General features: G+C 66.4%; 21 protein-coding genes. 8 read left to right on the top strand and 13 right to left on the bottom strand.

The genetic code is table 11. The features are described 5' to 3' along the window. Window positions 1-219: 219 nt before the first annotated feature. Together QZM15_RS21825 and QZM15_RS21820 are read left to right on the top strand one after the other, a co-directional pair. On the top strand, window positions 220-1,404 hold the full coding sequence (locus tag QZM15_RS21825) for an acetylornithine transaminase (RefSeq protein WP_302107235.1): 1,185 nt from the start codon (window positions 220-222) through the stop codon (window positions 1,402-1,404). 13 nt (window positions 1,405-1,417) lie between these two features. Then, window positions 1,418-1,873, top strand: coding sequence for a GNAT family acetyltransferase (locus QZM15_RS21820; protein ID WP_059646226.1), 456 nt, complete (start codon window positions 1,418-1,420; stop codon window positions 1,871-1,873). Window positions 1,874-2,057: 184 nt separating this feature from the next. Here QZM15_RS21820 and QZM15_RS21815 read toward each other — a convergent pair whose 3' ends face one another. The 7 genes from QZM15_RS21815 to QZM15_RS21785 all read right to left on the bottom strand — a co-directional run bounded on the left by QZM15_RS21815 (window position 2,058) and on the right by QZM15_RS21785 (window position 8,276). Next, window positions 2,058-2,774, bottom strand: coding sequence for an ABC transporter ATP-binding protein (locus QZM15_RS21815; protein WP_059576820.1), 717 nt, complete (start codon window positions 2,772-2,774; stop codon window positions 2,058-2,060). Continuing rightward, entirely contained in the window at window positions 2,774-3,550 is a 777-nt protein-coding gene (locus tag QZM15_RS21810; RefSeq protein ID WP_059576822.1) for an ABC transporter ATP-binding protein, read from the bottom strand. Before QZM15_RS21810 ends, QZM15_RS21815 begins: the two co-directional genes overlap by 1 nt. A gap of 23 nt (window positions 3,551-3,573) precedes the next feature. Further along, window positions 3,574-4,743: an ABC transporter ATP-binding protein gene (locus QZM15_RS21805; protein ID WP_059576825.1), complete on the bottom strand. Its 1,170-nt coding sequence runs from the start codon at window positions 4,741-4,743 to the stop codon at window positions 3,574-3,576. Between the two features lie 19 nt (window positions 4,744-4,762). Beyond that, window positions 4,763-5,713, bottom strand: coding sequence for a branched-chain amino acid ABC transporter permease (locus QZM15_RS21800; RefSeq protein WP_006478051.1), 951 nt, complete (start codon window positions 5,711-5,713; stop codon window positions 4,763-4,765). 211 nt (window positions 5,714-5,924) lie between these two features. Continuing rightward, on the bottom strand, window positions 5,925-6,569 hold the full coding sequence (locus QZM15_RS21795) for an amino acid-binding protein (RefSeq protein WP_124861214.1): 645 nt from the start codon (window positions 6,567-6,569) through the stop codon (window positions 5,925-5,927). A gap of 268 nt (window positions 6,570-6,837) precedes the next feature. Then, on the bottom strand, window positions 6,838-7,818 hold the full coding sequence (ispH, locus tag QZM15_RS21790; protein ID WP_059576830.1) for a 4-hydroxy-3-methylbut-2-enyl diphosphate reductase: 981 nt from the start codon (window positions 7,816-7,818) through the stop codon (window positions 6,838-6,840). A gap of 2 nt (window positions 7,819-7,820) precedes the next feature. Further along, complete coding sequence (locus QZM15_RS21785; RefSeq protein WP_034208176.1) at window positions 7,821-8,276, bottom strand: peptidylprolyl isomerase; 456 nt, start codon at window positions 8,274-8,276, stop codon at window positions 7,821-7,823. A gap of 135 nt (window positions 8,277-8,411) precedes the next feature. Here QZM15_RS21785 and radC point away from each other — a divergent pair, with 135 nt between their 5' ends. The 4 genes from radC (at window position 8,412) to nadB (ending at window position 11,587) form a co-directional block, all read left to right on the top strand. Beyond that, window positions 8,412-9,185, top strand: coding sequence for a DNA repair protein RadC (radC, locus tag QZM15_RS21780; RefSeq protein WP_059646221.1), 774 nt, complete (start codon window positions 8,412-8,414; stop codon window positions 9,183-9,185). Window positions 9,186-9,422: 237 nt separating this feature from the next. Continuing rightward, window positions 9,423-9,656, top strand: a complete 234-nt coding sequence (rpmB, locus tag QZM15_RS21775; RefSeq protein WP_004186391.1) for a 50S ribosomal protein L28 — start codon at window positions 9,423-9,425, stop codon at window positions 9,654-9,656. Window positions 9,657-9,673: 17 nt separating this feature from the next. Then, on the top strand, window positions 9,674-9,841 hold the full coding sequence (rpmG, locus tag QZM15_RS21770) for a 50S ribosomal protein L33 (protein WP_006478046.1): 168 nt from the start codon (window positions 9,674-9,676) through the stop codon (window positions 9,839-9,841). Between the two features lie 159 nt (window positions 9,842-10,000). Next, window positions 10,001-11,587, top strand: coding sequence for an L-aspartate oxidase (gene nadB, locus QZM15_RS21765; RefSeq protein ID WP_124861212.1), 1,587 nt, complete (start codon window positions 10,001-10,003; stop codon window positions 11,585-11,587). Between the two features lie 95 nt (window positions 11,588-11,682). Here nadB and nadC read toward each other — a convergent pair whose 3' ends face one another. The 6 genes from nadC to purN form a co-directional block, all read right to left on the bottom strand. Then, entirely contained in the window at window positions 11,683-12,564 is an 882-nt protein-coding gene (nadC, locus tag QZM15_RS21760; RefSeq protein ID WP_059646218.1) for a carboxylating nicotinate-nucleotide diphosphorylase, read from the bottom strand. Then, window positions 12,561-13,697, bottom strand: a complete 1,137-nt coding sequence (gene nadA, locus QZM15_RS21755; protein WP_302107234.1) for a quinolinate synthase NadA — start codon at window positions 13,695-13,697, stop codon at window positions 12,561-12,563. The genes nadC and nadA overlap by 4 nt, the downstream gene beginning before the upstream one ends. Before the next feature lie 213 nt (window positions 13,698-13,910). Continuing rightward, on the bottom strand, window positions 13,911-15,107 hold the full coding sequence (locus QZM15_RS21750) for an acyl-CoA desaturase (protein WP_059576842.1): 1,197 nt from the start codon (window positions 15,105-15,107) through the stop codon (window positions 13,911-13,913). A gap of 214 nt (window positions 15,108-15,321) precedes the next feature. Next, on the bottom strand, window positions 15,322-16,704 hold the full coding sequence (locus QZM15_RS21745) for a mechanosensitive ion channel family protein (protein WP_226290192.1): 1,383 nt from the start codon (window positions 16,702-16,704) through the stop codon (window positions 15,322-15,324). Between the two features lie 18 nt (window positions 16,705-16,722). After that, entirely contained in the window at window positions 16,723-17,988 is a 1,266-nt protein-coding gene (locus QZM15_RS21740) for an RsmB/NOP family class I SAM-dependent RNA methyltransferase (RefSeq protein WP_059646213.1), read from the bottom strand. Then, complete coding sequence (gene purN / locus QZM15_RS21735; RefSeq protein ID WP_302107233.1) at window positions 17,985-18,647, bottom strand: phosphoribosylglycinamide formyltransferase; 663 nt, start codon at window positions 18,645-18,647, stop codon at window positions 17,985-17,987. The genes QZM15_RS21740 and purN overlap by 4 nt, the downstream gene beginning before the upstream one ends. A gap of 122 nt (window positions 18,648-18,769) precedes the next feature. Between purN and QZM15_RS21730 the strand changes: the two genes are divergently transcribed. Beyond that, the gene (locus QZM15_RS21730) at window positions 18,770-19,762 is read left to right on the top strand and encodes a bifunctional riboflavin kinase/FAD synthetase (protein ID WP_302107232.1); all 993 of its coding nucleotides are present in this window, start codon (window positions 18,770-18,772) and stop codon (window positions 19,760-19,762) included. A 102-nt stretch (window positions 19,763-19,864) separates the two neighbouring features. After that, entirely contained in the window at window positions 19,865-22,702 is a 2,838-nt protein-coding gene (gene ileS, locus QZM15_RS21725) for an isoleucine--tRNA ligase (protein WP_059576856.1), read from the top strand.

Here is a 22,702-nt window from a genome sequence, read left to right as displayed (position 1 = left end):
CGCGGGATGCCTTATGCTTGCGCACATGAACCGCTTCCTGTCCGCTCTCCGACGTCGCCGCTCGCCGCTCCGCCCGGATGCCGCCGGCTCGTCACGGACTCGCGCGTAACCCTCCTCCGCTTCACCGGTTACGCACAAGCTGTTCGACCCACCAGCCACGGCCTTCCGTGGCTTTTTTATTGCCCGTTTCCCTTTCAACGCCCGCTGGAGTCTGCTGCCATGCCCCTGAACGATTACCCGATCGACTCGCTGATGTACATCACGAACCGCCCCGACATCGTGTTTACGCACGGCAAGGGTTCGTGGCTCTACGATCACACGGGCAAGCGCTATCTGGACTTCATCCAGGGCTGGGCCGTCAACAGCCTCGGCCACTGCAACGACGGCATCGTCGAGGCGCTGAAGACGCAGGCCGAAAAGCTGCTGAACCCGTCGCCGGCGTTCTACAACGAGCCGATGGCGAAGCTCGCGGGCCTGCTCACGCAGCACAGCGTGTTCGACAAGGTGTTCTTCACGAACAGCGGCGCCGAGGCGAACGAAGGCGCGATCAAGCTCGCGCGCAAGTGGGGCCGCAAGTTCAAGAACGGCGCGTACGAGATCATCACGTTCGACCACAGCTTCCACGGCCGCACGCTCGCGACGATGTCGGCCAGCGGCAAGCCGGGCTGGGACACGATCTACGCGCCGCAGGTGCCGGGCTTCCCGAAGGCCGAGCTGAACGACATCAACTCGGTCGAGAAGCTGATCACCGACAAGACCGTCGCCGTCATGCTCGAGCCAATCCAGGGCGAAGGCGGCGTGATCCCGGCGACGCGCGAATTCATACAGGCGCTGCGCGCGCTGACGAAGCAGCACAACCTGCTGCTGATCGTCGACGAAGTGCAGAGCGGCTGCGGCCGCGCGGGCACGCTGTTCGCGTACGAGCTGTCCGGCATCGAGCCGGACATCATGACGCTCGCGAAGGGCATCGGCGGCGGCGCACCGCTCGGCGCGCTGCTGTCGAAGGCCGACGTCGCGGTATTCGAGGCCGGCGACCAGGGCGGCACGTACAACGGCAACCCGCTGATGACGGCGGTCGGCTATTCGGTGATCTCGCAGCTCGTCGCGCCCGGCTTCCTCGAAGGCGTGCGTGCGCGCGGCGAGTATCTGAAGCGCAAGCTGCTCGAGCTGTCGGAGGAACGCGGCTTCGAGGGCGAACGCGGCGAAGGCCTGCTGCGCGCGCTGCTGCTCGGCAAGGACATCGGCCCGCAGATCGTCGAGAAGGCGCGCGACATGCAGCCCGACGGCCTGCTGTTGAACGCCGCACGGCCGAACCTGCTGCGCTTCATGCCAGCGCTCAACGTGACGACCGAAGAGATCGACCAGATGATGGCGATGCTGCGGTCGATCCTCGACACGCTGTAAGGAGACCGCCGCGATGGATGCCGCCGCCGATGCTGTCGCGATCCGCCCGTTCGAACGCGCCGACACCGATGCCGTGCTCGCGGTATGGCGCGACGCGTTCCCGCATTACGACGAAGCCGGTGCGCCGCCGCACCGCGATCCGCTGCGATCGATCGAGCTGAAGCTCGCGACGCAGCCGGAACTGTTCTTCGTCGCGACTTGCGGGGCGCGCGTCGTCGGCACGCTGATGGCCGGTTTCGACGGACATCGCGGCTGGCTCTACTCGTTCGGCGTCGCGAACGACGCGCGCCGGCTCGGCGTCGGCCGTGCGCTGATCGCGCATGCGGAACGCGCGCTCGCCGCGCGCGGCTGCCTGAAGATCAACCTGCAGGTGCTGCCCGGCAACGACGACGCATGCCGCTTCTATGCGGCGCTCGGCTATCGCGTCGAGGAGCGCATCTCGTTCGGCAAGACGCTGCCGGCCGCGTAAGACCGCCGTCGGCCGCGGCGCGATTCGGCGCGCGATCGGCCCCGCGTCCGGCAGCGGATCGCCGAGCGCGTCGGTCGGCACGATCGGAATCCCGCCACACGAAAAAAAACCGCCACGGTTTCCCGTGACGGCTTTTCGACAGCCCGGCTGCGCCATGCGCGGCCGGGCCCGTTCATTCGATCGCTTACTCGCCCAGATACGCGGCGCGCACCTTCGGATCGTCGAGCATCTGCTTCGCGTCGCCTTCCATCGTGACCATGCCCGAATCCATCACGTAGCCGCGGTCGGCCGCCTGCAGCGCGAGGCGTGCGTTCTGCTCGACCAGCAGCACCGTGATGCCCTCCTTCGAGATCTCGCGCACCACTTCGAAGATCTTCTCGACCATGATCGGCGACAGACCCATCGACGGCTCGTCGAGCAGCAGCAGCTTCGGCTTCGACAGAATCGCGCGCGACATCGCCAGCATCTGCTGCTCGCCGCCCGACAGCGTGCCCGCGAGCTGCGTCGCCCGCTCCTTCAGGCGCGGGAAGAAGCCGAACATCCGGTCGACGTCCTTCTTGATCTGCTCGTTGTCGTTGCGCAGGTACGCGCCCATCTGCATGTTCTCGATGATCGACATCCGCGCGAAGATCCCGCGGCCTTCCGGCACCATCGCCAGGCCGCGCTTGAGCAGCTCGTGCGGCGGGATGCCCTTGATCGACGTGCCGTCGTACTCGATGTCGCCCGCCGAGTACGGCTTCAGGCCCGTGATCGCCTTCATCGTCGTGGTCTTGCCGGCGCCGTTCGCACCGATCAGCGTCACGAGCTCGCCCTGACGGACTTCCATGTCAACGCCCTTGACGGCCTGAATGCCGCCGTAGTTGACCTGCAAGCCCTTGATTTTCAACATTGCCGCTGCCATCAGTGCACCCCTGCGCCGAGATATGCCTCAATCACCTTCGGATTCTTCTGCACGTCCTGCGGCAGACCCTCGGCGATCACCTTGCCGTAATCGAGCACCGTCATCCGGTTGCACAGCCCCATCACGAGCTTCACGTCGTGCTCGATCAGCAGAATCGTGCGGCCGTCCGAGCGGATCTTGTCGAGCAGGCGCGTGAGTTCGACCTTCTCGGTCGCGTTCATCCCGGCTGCCGGCTCGTCGAGCGCGAGCAGCTTCGGGTCGGTGGCCAGTGCACGGGCGATTTCCAGACGACGCTGGTGACCGTACGACAGGTTGCGCGACGTGTAGTCGGCGTACTGCAGCACGCCGACGTAGTCGAGCAGCTCGATCGCGCGTTCCTTGATCTCGCGCTCTTCCTGGCGTTCGGCCGGCGTCTGGAACACCGCGCCGAGCAGCCCGTGCTTGGTGCGCACGTGGCGGCCCACCATCACGTTCTCGAGCGCCGTCATCCCGCCGAACAGGCGGATGTTCTGGAACGTGCGCGCGATGCCGGCCTTGGCCACCTGGTGCACGGCCGTCGGCGTGTAGTTCTGGCCGTCCAGCTTGAAGTCGCCGGAGTCCGGCGTGTAGAGGCCCGTGATCACGTTGAAGAACGTGGTCTTGCCGGCGCCGTTCGGGCCGATCAGCCCGTAGATCTCGCCTTCCTTGATCTGCAGGCCGACGTCGGACAGCGCCTGCAGCCCGCCGAAGCGCTTGTTCACGCCCGAGACGGACAGTCGGATTTGCTTGTCGCTCATGTGGTTATCCCCTTGTCCGTAGGTTAAGCGCGCACCGGCTTCTTGCTGTTGCGCTTCGCCAGTTTCGCGATCTTGTCCTCATGCTTCGGCGCGGGCCACAGGCCTTCCGAGCGGTACAGCATGATGATGACCATCGCGAGGCCGTACAGCGCCTGACGGATCACTTCCGTATCGACGATGTCATGACCGAACAGCGCATGCTGCAGCGGGCTCATCGTCGAGCGCAGGAATTCCGGGAAAATCGCGAGCAGCACCGCACCCAGGATCACGCCCGGGATGTGGCCCATGCCGCCCAGCACCACGCAGGCGAGCACGACGATCGATTCCCAGAACGTGAACGACTCGGGCGACACGAAACCCTGGAATGCGCCGAACATCGAGCCCGACAGGCCGCCGAACGACGCGCCCATCGCGAACGCGAGCAGCTTCACGTTACGGGTGTTGATGCCCATCGCCTTCGCGGCGATCTCGTCTTCGCGGATCGCGGCCCACGCGCGGCCGATACGCGAGTGCTGCAGACGCGTACACACCCAGATCACCAGCAGCGAGCAGAGCACGAACAGGTAGTAGTACATGTACACCGACGGCAGCTGGAAGCCGAACAGCGAGTGCGTCTGCGACAGGTTGAAGCCGCCGACGTGCACCGGATCGATGCCCGTAATCCCCTTCGGGCCGTTGGTGATGTTCACCGGACGGTCGAGGTTGTTCATGAAGATCCGGACGATTTCACCGAAGCCGAGCGTGACGATCGCCAGGTAGTCGCCGCGCAGGCGCAGCGTCGGCGCGCCGAGCAGGATCCCGAAGGTCGCCGCGAGCGCCATCGCGATCGGCACGATGATCAGGAACGGCACGTGCAGCCCGTTCGGCGCGAGCGCCGCGATCCACTCGAACTGCGAGGTCAGGTGCGGCGAGCTCAGCAGCGCGGCCGTATAGGCGCCCACCGCGTAGAACGCGATGTAGCCGAGGTCGAGCAGGCCGGCGAAGCCCACCACGACGTTCAGGCCCAGCGCGAGCATCACGTACAGCATCGCGAAGTCGAGCACGCGGACCCAGTAGTTGCCGCCGGCCGAGCCGATCACGATCGGCGCGGCGATCACGAGGACGGCAGTGAGCAGGCCGATGACGACGGTCTTGGCGGTGTTGCGCTCTTCGACGAGCGACGTCGACGATTCGATCGGTTGAATGGATGTCATGTTGTTTGCTCCCCTTCCGTTACGCGCGGTCCGCGACACGTTCGCCCAGCAGGCCCGACGGACGGAACACCAGCACGATGATCAGCACGACGAAGGCGAACACGTCCTGGTAGTTGCTGCCGAACACGCCGCCCGTGAGGTTGCCGATGTAGCCGGCCCCGAGCTGCTCGATCAGGCCGAGCAGCACGCCGCCGACCATCGCGCCGCCGAGGTTGCCGATCCCGCCGAGCACCGCGGCCGTAAACGCCTTCATGCCGGGGATGAAGCCCATGTAGAAGTGCACGTTGCCGTATTCGGACGCGATCATCACGCCGGCCAGCGCGGCGAGCGCGGAGCCGATCATGAACGTCGCGGAGATCACGAAGTTCGGGTTCACGCCCATCAGGCTTGCCGTATTCGGGCTTTCGGCGATCGCGCGCATCGCGCGGCCGAGCTTGGTCTTGTGCACGAGCAGCAGCAGGCCGCCCATCACGATGAACGCCACCGCGATGATCACGATTTCGGTGACCGAGATCACGGCGCCGGGCGTCGTGTCGGTGGCCTTGATCACGTTGATCGGGTCGGTCGGCAGCAATTGCGGGAACGGCAGCGGGTTGCGCGACCAGATGATCATCGCGGCCGTCTGCAGCAGGATCGACACGCCGATCGCGGTGATCAGCGGGGCGAGACGCGGCGCGCGGCGCAGCGGCCGGTACGCGACGCGCTCGATCGTGAAGCCGACGAACGCGCAGACGACCGCGGCGATGCCCAGGCCGATCGTCAGCGTCGCGACGTTGCCGAGTCCGGGAAAGTGGTTCTGCAGCACGGTGATGGCCGACAGCGCGACCATCGCGCCGATCATCAGCACGTCGCCGTGCGCGAAGTTGATGATGCCGAGAATGCCGTACACCATCGTGTATCCCAACGCGATGATGGCGTACACACTGCCGAGCACCAGCCCGTTGAGAACCTGCTGGACGAAAATATCCATTTAAAGCTCCTTGGCCCGTGCTGCCGGAGGACGTTGCGCCCCGCGGGTAAGCGAGGAATCGCGCCTTCTCGGCGGCACTGCGGGTACTAGTCGATACCGGTAAGGGTGGATCGTCCCGGCGCGCGCCGCCCGGCCTGTACGGCCGGACCTGCCGCCGGAGCGGATACAAAAACGGCACCGCACTGTTCCGGTGCCGTCATGAGTCCCGTCGCTAAATCGTCACGACATCGAGGACGGTGTTCGTGGCCTCCTTGAAGTCGTGGGGCAGCATGCCGAGACGGCCGTCATCCGGTTTCCCGGCATTCGTGCCTTGGCCCGTCCAGTGCCATGCAAGCATCGCGCCAGGACGGATCGGATTCCGCGCCGCGTCGCCCGGGAAGGCGTTGCGACAGCCGCGCCCGACTTTCGTCAGGACTGCATCGGAATCCATCGTACGAACCAGGCTGCGCGCCGCGACACGGTCGGTCGCGGCAGCGCGCTGTTTCGTCGAATCGAATTGAAGGGGAGACAATGGCTTCGGCACGCTACCGGCAACGCCGCGATCGTCCGCCATCCGTGGACCCGCCACTTGCCGCGCTACAACCTGCATGCCCGCTGCCGGCCCGATCGCCAGGCCATGCGTGTTGATTTCCTCGATCGTCAAACGTGCCCCGTTTTCCTTGTCCCTGCCCAGTTGCGCGATACGGCGCGCCGATGGCGCCGCAGGTCCGGTTCCGGCGACGCGCACGCCGGTGGCCGCCGGTGCCGCGTACACCGCAGCCTCCCTGGCCGCCCCGCCGTCGCTCTTTTTGCTGCAGCCGGCAAACATTGCAACCGGTGCGGCGACGGACACGGCGTAAGCCAACTTCACATGCATTGAATGGTCTCCCGCGCCTTGCCAAAACCCGTTTCAAAGCCATTCCGGCTTGAAAACGGGCGCATTGTAACTCCATTTATAGGACGCCAATAATCCTGATTCGATGGGGTTTTCCTGCATTGCAACCAATTTTGAGACACGATTGGGCGCGCCCAGAGCAACCGGGTTGCACCATGCTTGGGAATAACGGTTGCGATGTGAATTTCGAGGCACAAAAAAAGCGCGCCGACGGGCGCGCTTCGGTATTCCGCTGGGTGCGATGCGGCGATCAGGCCGCGGGCGGCAGGTTCAACCCGCGCGGCAGCGGAAACGACACGTTTTCCTCGATGCCCTCGAGTGCGCGGACGTTGCGCACGCCGAGCTCGCGCAGCCGCGCGATCACGGCCTGGGCGAGCACTTCGGGCGCCGACGCGCCGGCCGTCACGCCGATGCGGCGCTTGCCGGCAACCCATGCCGGATCGATCTGATCCGGCGCATCGACCATGTACGCGGCCACCCCGCGCTTTTCGGCCACTTCGCGCAGCCGGCTCGAGTTCGAGCTGTTCGGACTACCGACCACGATCACGACGTCGCACTGCGGCGCCATGAACTTCACCGCATCCTGCCGGTTCTGCGTCGCGTAGCAGATGTCCTGCTTCTTCGGCTCGCGGATCTTCGGATACTTCGCCTTCAGCGCGCCGATGATCTCGGCCGCGTCGTCGACGGACAGCGTCGTCTGCGTGACGAGCGCAATGCGCTCGGGATCGGCGAGCTCGAGCTTCTGCACGTCCTCGACGCTTTCGACGAGATGCATGCCCCGCTCGACCTGGCCCATCGTGCCTTCGACCTCGGGATGGCCCTTGTGCCCGATCATGACGATGTCGACGCCGTCCTGGCGCATCTTCGCCACTTCGACGTGCACCTTCGTGACGAGCGGGCAGGTTGCGTCGTAAATGCGCAACCCGCGCACGTCCGCCTCGTCGCGCACGGCTTTCGACACGCCGTGCGCACTGAAGATCACGGTGTTGCCGGCCGGCACTTCCTCGAGTTCCTCGACGAAGATCGCGCCCTTCTTCTTCAGATCCTCGACCACGTACTTGTTGTGGACGATTTCGTGACGCACGTAGATCGGCGCACCGTGCATCGCGATGGCGCGCTCGACGATCTCGATCGCGCGGTCGACGCCCGCGCAGAAACCGCGCGGCTGGGCCAGCAGGATTTCGGCGTCGGCGGCAACGGTCTGCGCGGACAGCGTATCGGTGGTACTCATGATTACAGGATTCCGATGATTTTCACTTCGAACGTGAGCGCCTGGCCCGCGAGCGGATGATTGAAGTCGAACAGCGCCGAGGTCTCGCCGACTTCCTTCAGCACCCCCGCGTAGCGGCCGCCATCCGGTGCGTTGAACTCGATGAGCTCGCCCGGCGTGAAATCGTCGCCGACCATCCCGTTCTCGCGCAGCGTCGACAGCGTCACGCGCTGAAGCATGTCGGGATTGCGGGGGCCGAACCCCTGATCGGGCGCTAGCTGAAAAGTCGAGTGGTCGCCGACCCTGAGCCCGAGCAGAATCTGTTCCAGCGACGGCGCCAGTTGCCCCGCGCCCAGCAACAGCGTGGCCGGCTTGTCCGAGAAGGTGTTGACGATGTCGGCGCCGTCGGCCAGTGCCAGCCGGTAATGCAACGTGACGTGGGAACCGGGCTTCACTTCGGATAGATCGATGAGGCTCATGAATTACTCGTTCGGTCGGCGCCCGCTACGGCCGAATGGCCCGGCGCAAAGCCAATATTGTAAGTCACCTGAGCGTGCAAGGCGGAAAGTGCGACGACGTCGCGCACGCCGCCCGCCGCCAATGGAGTTCAGACCATGCTGTCACCCCGCCTCATCCTGCCGTCGGCCGAATGCCGCGACACCACCGATGCACCGGCCGATCCGCCCGCCCGCGTCATCCCGATCAACCGGCGCAGGCGCCGGCCGGGCGACTGGCGGCCGGAGCGGCCGCGCGAGCGGCTGCTGGAGCGCGGGCCGGCCGCGCTGACCGACGACGAACTGATCGCGCTGCTGCTCGGCACCGGCAAGCCCGGTCACGACGTATTCGTCATCGCCCGCGATCTGATCAAGCAGTACAAGTCGCTGCGCGGATTGCTCGAAGCGGGCGCCGACGATTTCGAGGCGCACCCCGGCATCGGCCCCGCGCGCTCCGCGCGGCTGGTCGCGGTCACCGAGATCGCCCGGCGCATGCTGGAGGAGAAGGCACGGGACGGCATGCAGATCGATTCGCCCGGCGCCGTCGAGGATTGCCTGCGAATGAAGATCGGCACGCTCCCGCACGAAGTATTCGTCGCGGTCTATCTGGACGCCCGCAACCGCATGATCGACATGGAGGAACTCGCGCGCGGCTCGCTCACGCGGATGGCCGTCTATCCGCGCGAGATCGTGCGCCGCGCGATGCAACAGAACGCCGCGGCGCTGATCGTCGCGCACAACCATCCGTCGGGCGCGGTGCAGCCGAGCGCGGAAGACCGCCGCCTGACGCGCGTGCTGAAAGACGCGCTCGAGCTCGTCGACGTGCGGCTGCTCGATCACGTCGTCGTCGGCGTCAGCGATACTTTCTCGTTCGCGCGGGCCGGTTGGCTGTAGACTGTGGCGCGGCAGCCCGTCCCAGGGCGCCGCAACGGCGAAGCGAAATTAGGTTTGATTTTTCTGAACTTTTTCTGCTAGAATCGCCGTCTGTCTTTTTTCCAACCAGTTCTAGCCATCGAAGGGCCTTGTCTGTAAGGGCTACGGCGTTCTGAGTGCAGCCATGGATCACGTGGCGGTGCGATGGAACCTTCACCGGCGATCGAACCCCGAATTTAGCGTATTAGGAGTGCTCTCATGGCACGCGTATGCCAAGTAACTGGGAAAGCGCCGATGAGCGGCAACAACGTTTCCCACGCCAACAACAAGACGAAGCGCCGCTTCCTGCCGAACCTGCAAAACCGCCGGTTCTGGGTGGAGAGCGAAAACCGCTGGGTGCGTCTGCGCGTCTCGAACGCCGGCCTGCGCCTGATCGACAAGAACGGCATCGATTCCGTGCTCGCTGACCTGCGCGCACGCGGCGAAGCCTAAGCCCAAGGAGCACAATCATGGCAAAAGGCGCCCGCGACAAGATCAAGCTCGAGTCGACCGCTGGTACGGGTCACTTCTACACGACCACGAAGAACAAGCGCAACATGCCGGAAAAGATGGCGATCAAGAAGTTCGATCCCGTCGTCCGCAAGCATGTGGAATACAAAGAAACCAAGATCAAGTAATCTCCGGTTTCTGCCAGCTTGACGGTGACCGAAAAGCCCCGCACATGCGGGGCTTTTTGTTTTGCGCACGCGCGGGCCCCCGACGCGGTATGCTCTCCCCTTTCCGCGGCGACAGCCGACGGAACGCAAGATCAAAAAGCGTAACGATGGAGATGCAGCATGAAATTCGACGTGGCGATCGTCGGCAGCGGCCTGGCAGGGCTGTCGGTCGCACTCAATCTGGCCAGCACGCGACGTGTCGCGCTGATCGCGAAACGTTCGATGATGGAGGGGGCGAGCGATAACGCGCAGGGCGGCATCGCGGCGGTCCTCGACTCGGCGGACAGCATCGAGAACCACGTCGACGACACGCTGGTCGCCGGCGGCGGCCTGTGCGACGAAGGCGCGACGCGCTACATCGTCGAGCACGGCCGCGAAGCGATCGAATGGCTGATCTCGCAAGGCGTGCCGTTCACGAAGGACGACGCGGCCGAACTCGGCTTTCACCTGACGCGCGAAGGCGGTCACAGCCACCGCCGGATCATCCATGCGGCCGATGCGACCGGCCATGCGGTGCTCGCGACACTGTCGGAGCGGGCGCGCCGGCATCCGAACATCACGTTCCTCGAAAACCACCACGCGATCGACCTGATCACGTCGGACCGGCTCGGGCTGCCCGGCCGCCGCTGTCACGGCCTGTATGCGCTCGACGTCGACAACGACCGCACGATCACGATCGAGGCGCCGCACACGGTGCTCGCCACCGGTGGCGCGGGCAAGGTCTACCTGTACACGACGAACCCCGATACCGCGACCGGCGACGGCATCGCGATGGCATGGCGTGCCGGCTGCCGCGTGTCGAACATGGAATTCATCCAGTTCCACCCCACCTGCCTGTTCCATCCGTACGCGAAATCGTTCCTGATTTCGGAAGCCGTGCGCGGCGAAGGCGGCCTGCTGAAGCTGCCCGACGGTACGCGCTTCATGCCCTCGCACGATCCACGCGCCGAACTCGCGCCGCGCGACATCGTCGCACGCGCGATCGACTTCGAGATCAAGAAGCGCGGGATCGACTGCGTGTATCTCGACATCAGCCATCAGCCGGAAGCATTCCTGCGCGAGCACTTCCCGACGATCCATGCGCGCTGCCTCGAATTCGGCATCGACATCGCGAAACAGCCGATCCCCGTCGTGCCGGCCGCGCACTATACGTGCGGCGGCGTCGTCACCGATCTCGCCGGCCGCACCGATCTCGCCGGCCTGTATGCGGTCGGCGAAACGTCGTACACGGGGCTGCACGGCGCGAACCGGCTCGCGAGCAACTCGCTGCTCGAATGTCTCGTGATCGGCCGCGCGGCAGCCGGGGCGATCGAGGCCGCCGGCTTCGACGCCGACACGCCGGCCGCGCTGCCCGCCTGGGACGAAAGCCGCGTGTCGGACGCGGACGAGGAAGTCGTCGTGGCGCACAACTGGGACGAACTGCGCCGCCTGATGTGGAACTACGTCGGCATCGTGCGCACCGACAAGCGCCTCGAACGCGCGAAGCACCGGCTGTCGCTGCTGCGCGACGAAATCCACGAGTACTACGCGAACTTCCGCGTGACGCGCGATCTGCTCGAACTGCGCAACCTCGTCGACGTGGCAACGCTGATCGTGAAGAGCGCGTACTCGCGCCGCGAAAGCCGCGGGCTGCACTACAGCCGCGACTGGCCGCATACGCTGCCGAAGGCGTTGCCGAGCGTGCTCACGCCGCGCTCGCGCCGCTAAGCGGCGCGCCGCCCTTCCCGGCTGCGCCCGCACAAGAAAAAGGCCGTGGGCGTTTGCGCGCCAACGGCCTTTTTGTCCGATCGGACGCGAATCGGTCAGTCGACGATCCGCATCGAATAGTCCGTCGCCCGCACGTCCTTCGTCAGCGCGCCGATCGAGATGCGATCGACGCCCGTCTCCGCGAACGTGCGCACCGTATCGAAATTGACGCCGCCGGACACTTCGAGCACGGCCTTGCCGGCCGCGACGCGTACCGCTTCGCGCATCATGTCCAGCGTGAAGTTGTCGAGCAGCACCGATTGCGCGCCATGCGCGAGTGCCGTGTCGAGCTGCGCAAGCGTCTCGACTTCGATCTGCACCGGCACGCCCGATTCGAGCGCGAACGCCGCATCGAGGGCTTCACCGACGCCGCCTGCCGCCGCGATGTGGTTCTCCTTGATCAGGATGCCGTCGTACAGCGCGAGACGCTGGTTCTCGCCGCCGCCCACCCGGACCGCGTACTTCTGCGCGAGCCGCAGCCCCGGCAGCGTCTTGCGCGTATCGAGGATCTTCGCGCGCGTACCTTCGACACGATCGACGTAACGGCGCGTCGCCGTCGCGACGCCCGACAGCAACTGCAGGAAGTTCAGCCCGTTGCGCTCGGCCGTCAGCAACGCGCGCGCCGGCCCCTCGAGTTCGCACACGGCCGAATCGGGCATCATCCGGTCGCCTTCGCGATAGCGCCATTGCACGACGATCGACGGATCGATCCGCGCGATCACGGCCTCGAACCACGGCACGCCGCACAGCACGGCTTCCTCGCGCACGATGATCCGCGCACGGCGGCGCTCGCCGGCCGGCACGAGCCGCCCGGTCTGGTCGCCGGCACCGACGTCCTCGGCGATCGCGTCGGCCACGTTGCGCGCGATCGCTTCGTCGAATGCCGCCCCGTATTGGGCGCGGACGGCGTCGAACAGCGGGGAGACGGCGTTGCTCATGCGGCCCCCACGTTCGCGAACAGCTGCTGGTCGCGCTGCAGGTCGCCGCTCGCCTGCACGCGCTTCTTGTGCGCGGCCGCGAATTCGAGCATCCGGTCGATCGGCAAGCGCGCGCGTTCGCCGATCGCGGGATCGACGAAGATCTCGTTGTGACCGCGCTCGAGCACGTCGGCGAGGTTCGCGAGGCCGTTCATCGCCATCCACGGGCAGTGCGCGCAGCTCTTGCAGGTCGCGCTGTTGCCGGCCGTCGGCGCGGCGATGAAAGTCTTGCCGGGCGCGGCAAGCTGCATCTTGTGCAGGATGCCGAGGTCGGTCGCGACGATGAAGCGCTTCGCGTCGAACTTGACGGCCGCGTCGATCAGCTGCGTGGTCGAGCCGACGACGTCGGCCTGCGCGACGACGTTTTCCGGCGATTCCGGATGCACGAGCACCTTCGCGTCCGGATATTCGGCGCGCAGCAGGTCGAGCTCGATGCCCTTGAACTCGTCGTGGACGAGGCACGAGCCCTGCCACAGCAGCATGTCGGCGCCGGTTTTCTTCTGGATATAGCTGCCGAGATGGCGGTCCGGCGCCCAGATGATCTTTTCGCCGCGCGCGTGCAGGTCGGTCACGATCTCGAGGCCGATGGACGACGTGACCATCCAGTCCGCGCGCGCCTTCACGGCCGCGCTGGTGTTCGCGTAGACGACCACGGTACGGTCCGGATGCGCATCGCAGAACGCCGAGAATTCGTCGACCGGGCAGCCGAGGTCGAGCGAACAGGTCGCGTCGAGATCGGGCATCAGGATTCGCTTGTTCGGGCTCAGGATCTTCGCGGTCTCGCCCATGAAGCGCACGCCGGCGACGACCAGCGTCTGCGCGTCGTGATCGCGGCCGAAGCGGGCCATTTCGAGCGAATCCGCCACGCAGCCGCCCGTTTCGTCGGCCAGTTCCTGCAGTTCGGCATCCACGTAGTAGTGGGCGACGAGCACGGCCTTTTCACGGGTGAGCAATGCCTTGATGCGCGCCTTCAGCGCAGCGCGCTCCTCGGCGGACGGCGCATCGGGCACCTTGGCCCATGCTTGCCCGACGCTACAGACGGTGCCTGCCGACACCGGCCGGTCGTACTCGACGGATTTGATCGTCGATTGCATCTCCATATCTCCTGTCGACCCAAGTTAGCGCTTTAGCGCTTACTTGGGTCCCATGCTTCGCGGTCGGTGTGAGCGGTTTTTCGGCCCTGACGCGGCGCCCAAACTTCACACCAATTCCGGCGCCTGGGCCATCCTGCAAAAACGAGCCGCCCAAATGAAAAAACCCCGCCAACGCGGGGTTTGTGACGTCCTGAGATTCTAATCGATTTCGAATCAGGCGTAGCGGCGCAGGCGCGTCGCGAATTCCTGCAGCGCCTTGATGCCGCTTTGTTCTGCGCGATGGCACCAATCCTGTAATTGCGCGAGAAGCTGTTCGCGCGACGCGGTCGAACGGTCCCAGATCGCGGCGAGATCCTGGCGCAGCTGGAAGTACGTATGCAGCTTCTGGCTGTTCGCGAAGATTTCCGGCAGCAGCTTCTTCTGCGGCTCGTCGAGGCCGTCGGCGTCCTTGTGGAACCACTTGCGCGCGCTGCGCATCAGCTGGTACTTCTCGCTCGAACCGAGTTCCTTCAGGTGCGCGAGCTCCTGGCGGTAGGCACGCTTGACGGCCTTGCCGTAGCGCGCCATCACTTCGTAGCGGTTCGACAGCACGGCCTGCAGCGTTTCCTGGTCGAGCACCGTCTTCGGCTTGTTCAGGCGCGGCGTGGGCGCGACCTTCTTCACCTTCGCGAGACCGAATGCCGACATGATGCGGATGTACATCCAGCCGATGTCGAACTCGTACCACTTGTTCGACAGCTTCGCCGACGTCGCGAACGTATGGTGGTTGTTGTGCAGTTCCTCGCCGCCGATCACGATGCCCCACGGGAACAGGTTCGTGCTCGCGTCGGCCGAGTTGAAGTTGCGATAGCCCCAGAAGTGACCGAAGCCGTTGACGACGCCCGCCGCCCAGAACGGAATCCACACCATCTGCACGGCCCACACGGTCAGACCGAGCACGCCGAACAGCGCGACGTCGATGACCATCATCAGGCTCACGCCGAGAATCGGGTACTTCGAGTAGACGTTGCGTTCGATCCAGTCGTTCGGCGTGCCGTGGCTGAACTTGCGCATCGTCTCTTCGTTCTTCGCTTCCGCGCGATACAGCTCGGCGCCCTCGAGGAACACCTTCCAGATGCCGCGCGTCTGCGGGCTGTGCGGATCTTCCTCGGTCTCGCACTTCGCGTGATGCTTGCGGTGAATCGCGGCCCACTGGCCGGTCAGCATGCCGGTGGTCATCCACAGCCACAGGCGGAAGAAATGGCTCGCGATCGGATGCAGCTCCAGCGCGCGGTGCGCCTGGCAGCGGTGCAGGTAGACCGTCACACCGATGATCGTGACGTGCGTGACGGCGAGCGCGAACAACGCGACCTGCCACCACGAAAAATGCAGGAGCCCGTGGGAAAGAAAATCGAGCAGGGAATTCAACAAGGCAGTTACCTGTGATGAGAGCGACGCCCGTTGGCGTCAGAAGAATGAAAGCATACCGCGTGTAGACCAGAATTTTACTTCAACCGTTCCAAGTCTTTGTAAAAAATGAACATTTTCTTGCCCTCACGCAATCCGCGCGGTCCATGGGCGGACTGGGAAAGGCCTGCGATCCGGTTTCGACCGCGAAATCGGTACGATTGACCGGCCGCGAGCGCTATGCCGCCGGCGCGCGAGCGTCCAGCGCACCGTTGGCGGCAGCCGGATCGCGCCCGGCCGCCGCTGCGGCCGCGGGAAAGCCGTCCGGCAGCCCGACCACGCGCACTTCGCGCTGCGGAAACGGAATGGAAATCCCGTGCTCGCCGAACAGCCGCCAGATGTTGCGGTTCACGCTCGAACGCACGCCCGACGTGCCTTTCGCCGCATCCTCGATCCAGAAGCCCAGCTCCAGGTCGATCCCGTCCGCGCCGAAACTCGCGAGGTACGGCGTCGGCGCCGGCTCGGCCAGCACGCGCGGCACGTCCTTCGCGGCTTCGGCAAGCAATGCGAGTGCCTGCTCGACGTCGCTCGTGTAGGCGACCTGCACCGCGACCTTCGCGTAGCCGCGCGTCAGGTACGACGACTGGTTCTGCACGACGTCGGTGATCAGCTTCTCGTTCGGGATCAGCGTCTCGTTGCCGTCGAGGCCGCGCACGACCGTGTAGCGCGTGCGGATCTGCGTGACGACGCCCTGCAGCCCGCCGACGCTGATCGCATCGCCGAGCCGCAGCGAGCGGTCGAGCAGGATGATGAAGCCCGACACGTAGTTGCTCGCGATCTTCTGCAGCCCGAACCCGAGGCCGACGCCCACCGCGCCGCCGAACACGCCGAGCACCGTCACGTCGATGCCGACGAGCGACAACCCGATCAGGATCGCCGCGAACACGAGCAGCGCGCGGCCGACCCGCGACAGCACGACCTTCAGGTTCGCATCGAGCGTGCTCGCGCGCGACAGGCGATCCTCGAGCACCGAGCCGAGCCACATCGCGACCATCAGCGTCACGCACACCCACAGCGCGCCGGAGATCACCGACAGCAGCGTGAGGTGCGCGGTCGCGACCCGGAACTGCACGCTGTCGAGCCAGCCGAGCACGTCGCGCTGGATGCCGAGCACGGTCATCACCATCGCGGCCCACACGACGGTCGACACGATCTTCTCGACGACCGACAGCCACGCGTGCGTGTGGCCGTCGCGCGCGAACACGCGCCGCGCGAAGAAGAACAGCACGTAGATCAGCCCGATGCCGAACAGCGGCACGAGCGCGAGCGACAGCAGCGACGTCGACATGAACGGCTCGAACGCGAGCTGCGCGCCGCCGACGAACACGCCGCCGAATAACGGAAACAACGCACGCTTCAGGCTTTGCGCGCCCGCGCCCGGCGCGCGTCCGGCCGCCCGGCGCCGCGCATCGATCCGAGCGTGCACGAAGCGCGCGGCCACCCACGCGAGACACAGCGCACCGACGAGAATCGCCGCCTGCCAGATCATCACCGGCTGGTGGAAATCGCGAATCACCGATGCCAGCCGGCGCGACAGCAGGCGGCTCTGCAGACTCTCCATCGTCCGTCCGGCCAGCCGTTACTGCGCGGCGCGGCGTTCGAGCACCGCGGCGAAGAAGCCGTCCGTCGCGTGACGGTGCGGCCACAGCGACAGGTAGTCGCCCGTCTCGAGTTCGACGCGCTGGTCGGCCAGCACCTTCTGCGCCGGCACCAGCACGAACTCGGGATGATCGGCGAGGAACTGTTCGACGATGCGCTCGTTCTCGGCATCGAGCACGCTGCAGGTCGCGTAGACGAGCCGGCCGCCCTTCTTCACGAGGCGCGCGGCGCTCGCGAGGATCGACGCCTGCTTCGGCGTCAGCTCGTCGATCGCGGTGCGCGTCTGGCGCCACTTCAGGTCGGGATTACGGCGCAGCGTGCCGAGGCCGCTGCACGGCGCGTCGACCAGCACGCGGTCGATCTTGCCGGCGAGCCGCTTGATCTTCGCGTCGTGCTCGCTGTCGATCAGCACCGGGTTCACGTTCGACAGCCCGCTGCGCGCGAGGCGCGGCTTCAGCTTCGCGAGGCGCTTCTCCGACACGTCGAACGCATAGAGGCGCCCCGTCGAGCGCATCATCGCGCCGAGCGCGAGCGTCTTGCCGCCCGCGCCCGCGCAGAAATCGACGACCATTTCGCCGCGCCGCGGCGCGACCAGCGAGCACAGCAGCTGGCTGCCTTCGTCCTGCACCTCGATCGCGCCTTCCTCGAACAGCTTCAGGCGCGTCAGCGCCGGCTTGCCGACCACGCGCACGCCGAACGGCGCGAACGGCGTCGCGCCCGCATCGATGCCGCTCGCGCGCAGCGCGTCGATCACCTGGTCGCGGGTCGCCTTCTGCGCGTTGGCACGCAGGTCGAGCGGCGCCGGGTAGTTCAGCGCGGCGGCGAGCTGCGCGAGCTCCTCGGCGTCGAAACGGGCCGACAGCGCCTGGTGAATCCAGTCGGGCAGGTTCGTGCGGATGCGCACCGGCAGGCTCGCCGGATCGATCTTCGACACGTGTTCGAGCCATGCCGACTCGGTGTCGGACAGGAACGGCTTCAGCGCATTGCGACCGACCGTCTGCATCAGGCCCAGCAGCGTGAGGCGCCGCGCGGGCGTGCCGGTGCCGCTCTCGGCCAGATGCGAAAACTCCATCTTCCGGCGCAGCACCGCGAACACGGCCTCGGCGATCACGCCGCGCTCCGCGTGCCCGAGCTTCGGGTGCGCACGGAAGAACCGGCTCGTCGTCGCGTCGGCGGGGCCGGCGAATTTCAGCACCTCGGCCAGCAAAGTCTCGGTCTGGCCGATCAGGAATCCGTGCAGCTTCATACGCCCTCACTCGTTTCGGTATGCGGTTGATCCGCGAAAATCCAGCGCGCCTCGTCGGGCGCCACCACTGCGCGGCCGTTCTCGAGGCGCAGCCGCCCCTCGACGAACCAGCGCACCGCACGCGGATACAGCACATGCTCGACCGCCAGCACACGCCGCGCGAGCGCGGCCGCGTCGTCGCCGGCGCGCACGGGCACCGCGCCCTGCGCGACGATCGCGCCGCTGTCGAGCTCCGGAATGACGAAATGCACGCTCGCGCCATGCAGCGCGACGCCGGCGTCGAGCGCCTGCTGGTGCGTGTGGGTGCCCTTGAAGCTCGGCAGCAGCGACGGATGGATGTTGAGCAGCCGGCCTTCGTATCGTCTGACGAATGCGGGCGTCAGGATGCGCATGAAGCCGGCGAGGACGACGAGATCGGGCGAGAAACGGTCGATCTCGGCGGCGAGCGCCGCGTCGAAGCTGTCGCGGCCGTCGAACGACCGGTGGTCGACCACCGCCGTCGCCGCCCCGTGCGACGCGGCAAAAGCCAGTCCGGCCGCATCGGGCCGGTTGGCGATCACGGCGGCAATCTCGGCCGGCCAGCGTTCCTGCGCGCACGCGCGGACGATGGCCTCCATGTTGCTGCCGCGACCGGAAATCAGGATCACGAGTTTTTTCATCCGCGAATTTTACCATTCGCCCTCGCGTTTCCCGCCTTCTCGGCCGTCGGCCCGCCCGAACGTTTATAATCTTCTGCTTTGCGGCATTCCACCGCTCATTCCCCGACGCTGCATCCGCTATCGTGAAAGTCTTCCGCGGCCTGCCCAACGCCGAGAGCCGCGCCCCGTGCGCGCTGACGATCGGCAACTTCGACGGTGTCCATCGCGGCCACCAGGCCCTGCTCGCGCGCGTGCGCGCGGCGGCGGACGCGCGCGGCCTGCCCGTGTGCGTGATGACGTTCGAGCCGCACCCGCGCGAATTCTTCAATCCGGCCGGCGCGCCGCCGCGCATCGCGATGCTGCGCGACAAGCTCGAGGCGCTGCGCGAGCACGGTGTCGACCGCGTCGTCGTCGAGCACTTCAACCACACGTTCGCGAGCCAGTCGCCGCAGGCGTTCGTCGAGCGCACGCTGGTGAACGGGCTGCACACGCGCTGGATGATGGTCGGCGACGATTTCTGCTACGGCGCGAAGCGCGCGGGCACCTTCGACACGCTGAAGGCGGCCGGCGAGCAGCACGGCTTCGAGGTCGAGCAGATGGGCACGGTGGCCGGCAGCGACGGCACGCGCATTTCCAGCTCCGGCGTGCGCGCGTCGCTCGCCGCGGGCGATCTCGACGCGGCCGCGCAGGCGCTCGGCCACGGCTATGCGATCAGCGGCCACGTCGCGCACGGGCTGAAGCTCGGCCGCGATCTCGGCTTCCCGACGCTGAACCTGCCGATCGCGCACAAGCGGCCGGCGCTCGCGGGCATCTTCGTCGTGCAGGTGCACGGCCTCGGCCCCGAGCCGCTACCGGGCGTCGCGAGCCTCGGGCTGCGCCCGACCGTCGACGATTCGGGCCGCGTGCTGCTCGAAGTCCACCTGCTCGACTGGCACGGCGACGCGTACGGCAAGCTGGTCCGTGTCGAATTCCTGAAGAAGCTGCGCGACGAGGCGAAGTTCGACGATCTCGAGGCGCTGTCGCGCGCGATCGCGCTGGACGTCGCGAACGCGCGCGCGTACTTCATCGAGCGCGACCGTGCGCCGGGCAGCCGGGCGACGGGCTTCGCGACGTCGGCCACCGACCGAATTAGCTGATCCGGACGGCGGCGCCCTGGCGCCGCACCCTCGCGCGCCTGCTCGCGCGCCTACCCGATTCACGACGCCCGAGCGTCCCCCGATTTAGATAGCGATCCCATCATGAGCAACAAGAAAGCCGATTCGAAACCGCAGGCCAAGTATCCGGTCAACCTGCTCGACACGCCGTTCCCGATGCGCGGCGACCTGCCCAAGCGCGAGCCGCAGTGGGTCAAGGAGTGGGAAGAGCGCGGCATCTACGACAAGATCCGCGCGGCCAGCAAGGGCCGGCCGAAGTTCATCCTGCACGACGGCCCGCCGTATGCGAACGGCGACATCCACCTCGGCCACGCGGTCAACAAGATCCTGAAGGACATCGTCGTCAAGTCGCGCAACATGGCCGGCTTCGACGCGCCGTACGTGCCGGGCTGGGATTGCCACGGGATGCCGATCGAAATCCAGATCGAGAAGCAGTTCGGCAAGTCGCTGCCGGCGGCCGAAGTGATGAGCAAGGCGCGCGCGTACGCGACCGAGCAGATCGAGAAGCAGAAGGTCGGCTTCAAGCGCCTGGGCGTGCTCGGCGACTGGGCCAACCCGTACAAGACGATGAACTTCGTGAACGAGGCGGAAGAGATCCGCGCGCTCGGCAAGATCATCGAGAAGGGCTACGTGTATCGCGGGCTGAAGCCGGTGAACTGGTGCTTCGACTGCGGCTCGGCGCTCGCGGAAGCGGAGGTCGAGTACAAGGACCGCACCGACCCGACCATCGACGTGATGTTCGCGTTCGCGGAGCCGGAAAAGACCGCGCACGCGTTCGGCCTGCCGGCGCTGCCGCGCGCCGAAGGCGGCATCGTGATCTGGACCACCACGCCGTGGACGATTCCCGCCAACCAGGCGCTGAACCTCCACCCGGAAATCGTCTACGCGCTCGTCGACACCGAGCGCGGGCTGCTGATCATCGCGCAGGAGCGCGTCGAAGCCTGCATGGCCGACTTCAAGCTGACCGGCCGCGTCGTCGCGACCGCACCCGGCGTGAAGCTCGCGAACCTGCGCTTCCACCACCCGCTCGCGTCGGCCCACCCCGGCTACCAGCGCACCGCGCCCGTCTACCTCGGCGACTACGTGACGACCGATACGGGTACCGGCGTCGTGCACTCGTCGCCCGCGTACGGCATCGAGGACTTCCAGTCGTGCAAGGCGCACGGGATGACCGATTCCGACATCATCAACCCGGTGATGGGCGACGGCCGCTACATCGAGTCGCTGCCGCTGTTCGGCGGCCTGTCGATCTGGGACGCGAACCCGAAGATCGTCGACGCGCTGAACGCGGCCGGCTCGCTGCTGCGCAGCGAGAAGTACACGCACAGCTACATGCACTGCTGGCGCCACAAGACGCCAATCATCTACCGCGCGACGTCGCAATGGTTCGCCGGCATGGACGTGGCGCCGCGCGACGGCGGCAAGACGCTGCGCGAGACGGCGCTCGAAGGCGTCGACGCGACCGCGTTCTACCCGTCGTGGGGCAAGCAGCGCCTGTTCAGCATGATCGCGAACCGTCCCGACTGGACGCTGTCGCGCCAGCGCCAGTGGGGCGTGCCGATGGCGTTCTTCGTGCACAAGGAAACCGGCGAGCTGCACCCGCGCACGCTCGAGCTGCTCGAGGAAGTCGCGAAGCGCGTCGAGCAGTCGGGCATCGAGGCATGGCAATCGCTCGACCCGCGCGAGCTGATCGGCGACGACGCGAACCTGTACGAAAAGAACCGCGACACGCTCGACGTGTGGTTCGACTCGGGCACGACGCACTGGCACGTGCTGCGCGGCTCGCACAAGGATCAGCTGCAGTTCCCGGCCGACCTGTACCTCGAAGGCTCCGACCAGCACCGCGGCTGGTTCCACTCGTCGCTGCTCACGGCATCGATGCTCGACGGCCGCGCGCCGTACAAGGGCCTGCTCACGCACGGCTTCACGGTCGACGGCGAAGGCCGCAAGATGAGCAAGTCGCTCGGCAACGGCATCGACCCGCATGAAGTCGCGAACCGCCTCGGCGCGGAAATCATCCGACTGTGGATCGCGTCGACCGACTATTCGGGCGAGCTCGCGATCTCCGAGGAAATCCTGAAGCGCGTGACGGAAGGCTATCGCCGCATCCGCAACACGCTGCGCTTCCTGCTCGCGAACCTGTCGGATTTCGACTTCGCGCAGCACGCGGTGCCGGTCGACGAATGGCTCGAGATCGACCGCTACGCGGTCGCGTTCTCGCAGCAACTGCAGACGGAACTGCTCGGCCACTACGAGAAGTACGAGTTCCACCCGGTCGTCGCGAAGCTGCAGACGTACTGCTCGGAGGATCTCGGCGGCTTCTACCTCGACGTGCTGAAGGATCGCCTGTACACGAGCGCCGCCGATTCGCGCGCGCGCCGCTCCGCGCAAACGGCGCTGTACCACCTGACGCAAGGCCTGCTGCGCGTGCTCGCGCCGTTCCTGTCGTTCACGGCGGAAGAAGCGTGGAAGGTGTTCCAGCCGGCGAGCGACACGATCTTCACGGAGACCTACTATGCGTATCCGGAAGTCGCCGGCGCGGCCGCGCTGATCGAGAAGTGGGCGCTGCTGCGCGACGTGCGCGGCAACGTGACGAAGGCGCTCGAGGAAGCGCGCACCGCGAACCGCATCGGTTCGTCGCTGCAGGCCGAAGTGGCCGTGCATGCGAGCGGCGCGCGCTACGACGCGCTGACGAGCCTCGGCGACGATCTGAAGTTCGTGCTGATCACGTCGGCCGCGACGGTCGTCAAGGTCGACGACGACGCGCAGGAAAGCGTCGACGTGGCCGCGTCGAAGTACCAGAAGTGCGAACGCTGCTGGCACTACCGCGAAGATGTCGGCGCGCACGCCGATCATCCGACGCTGTGCGGCCGCTGCTTCTCGAACCTGTTTGAAAACGGCGAAATCCGGAGCGCTGCATAA

The sequence above is a fragment of the Burkholderia sp. AU44665 genome (assembly GCF_030504405.1).
GTDB lineage: Bacteria > Pseudomonadota > Gammaproteobacteria > Burkholderiales > Burkholderiaceae > Burkholderia > Burkholderia semiarida.
This window is presented reverse-complemented; position numbering and strand designations above follow the sequence as displayed.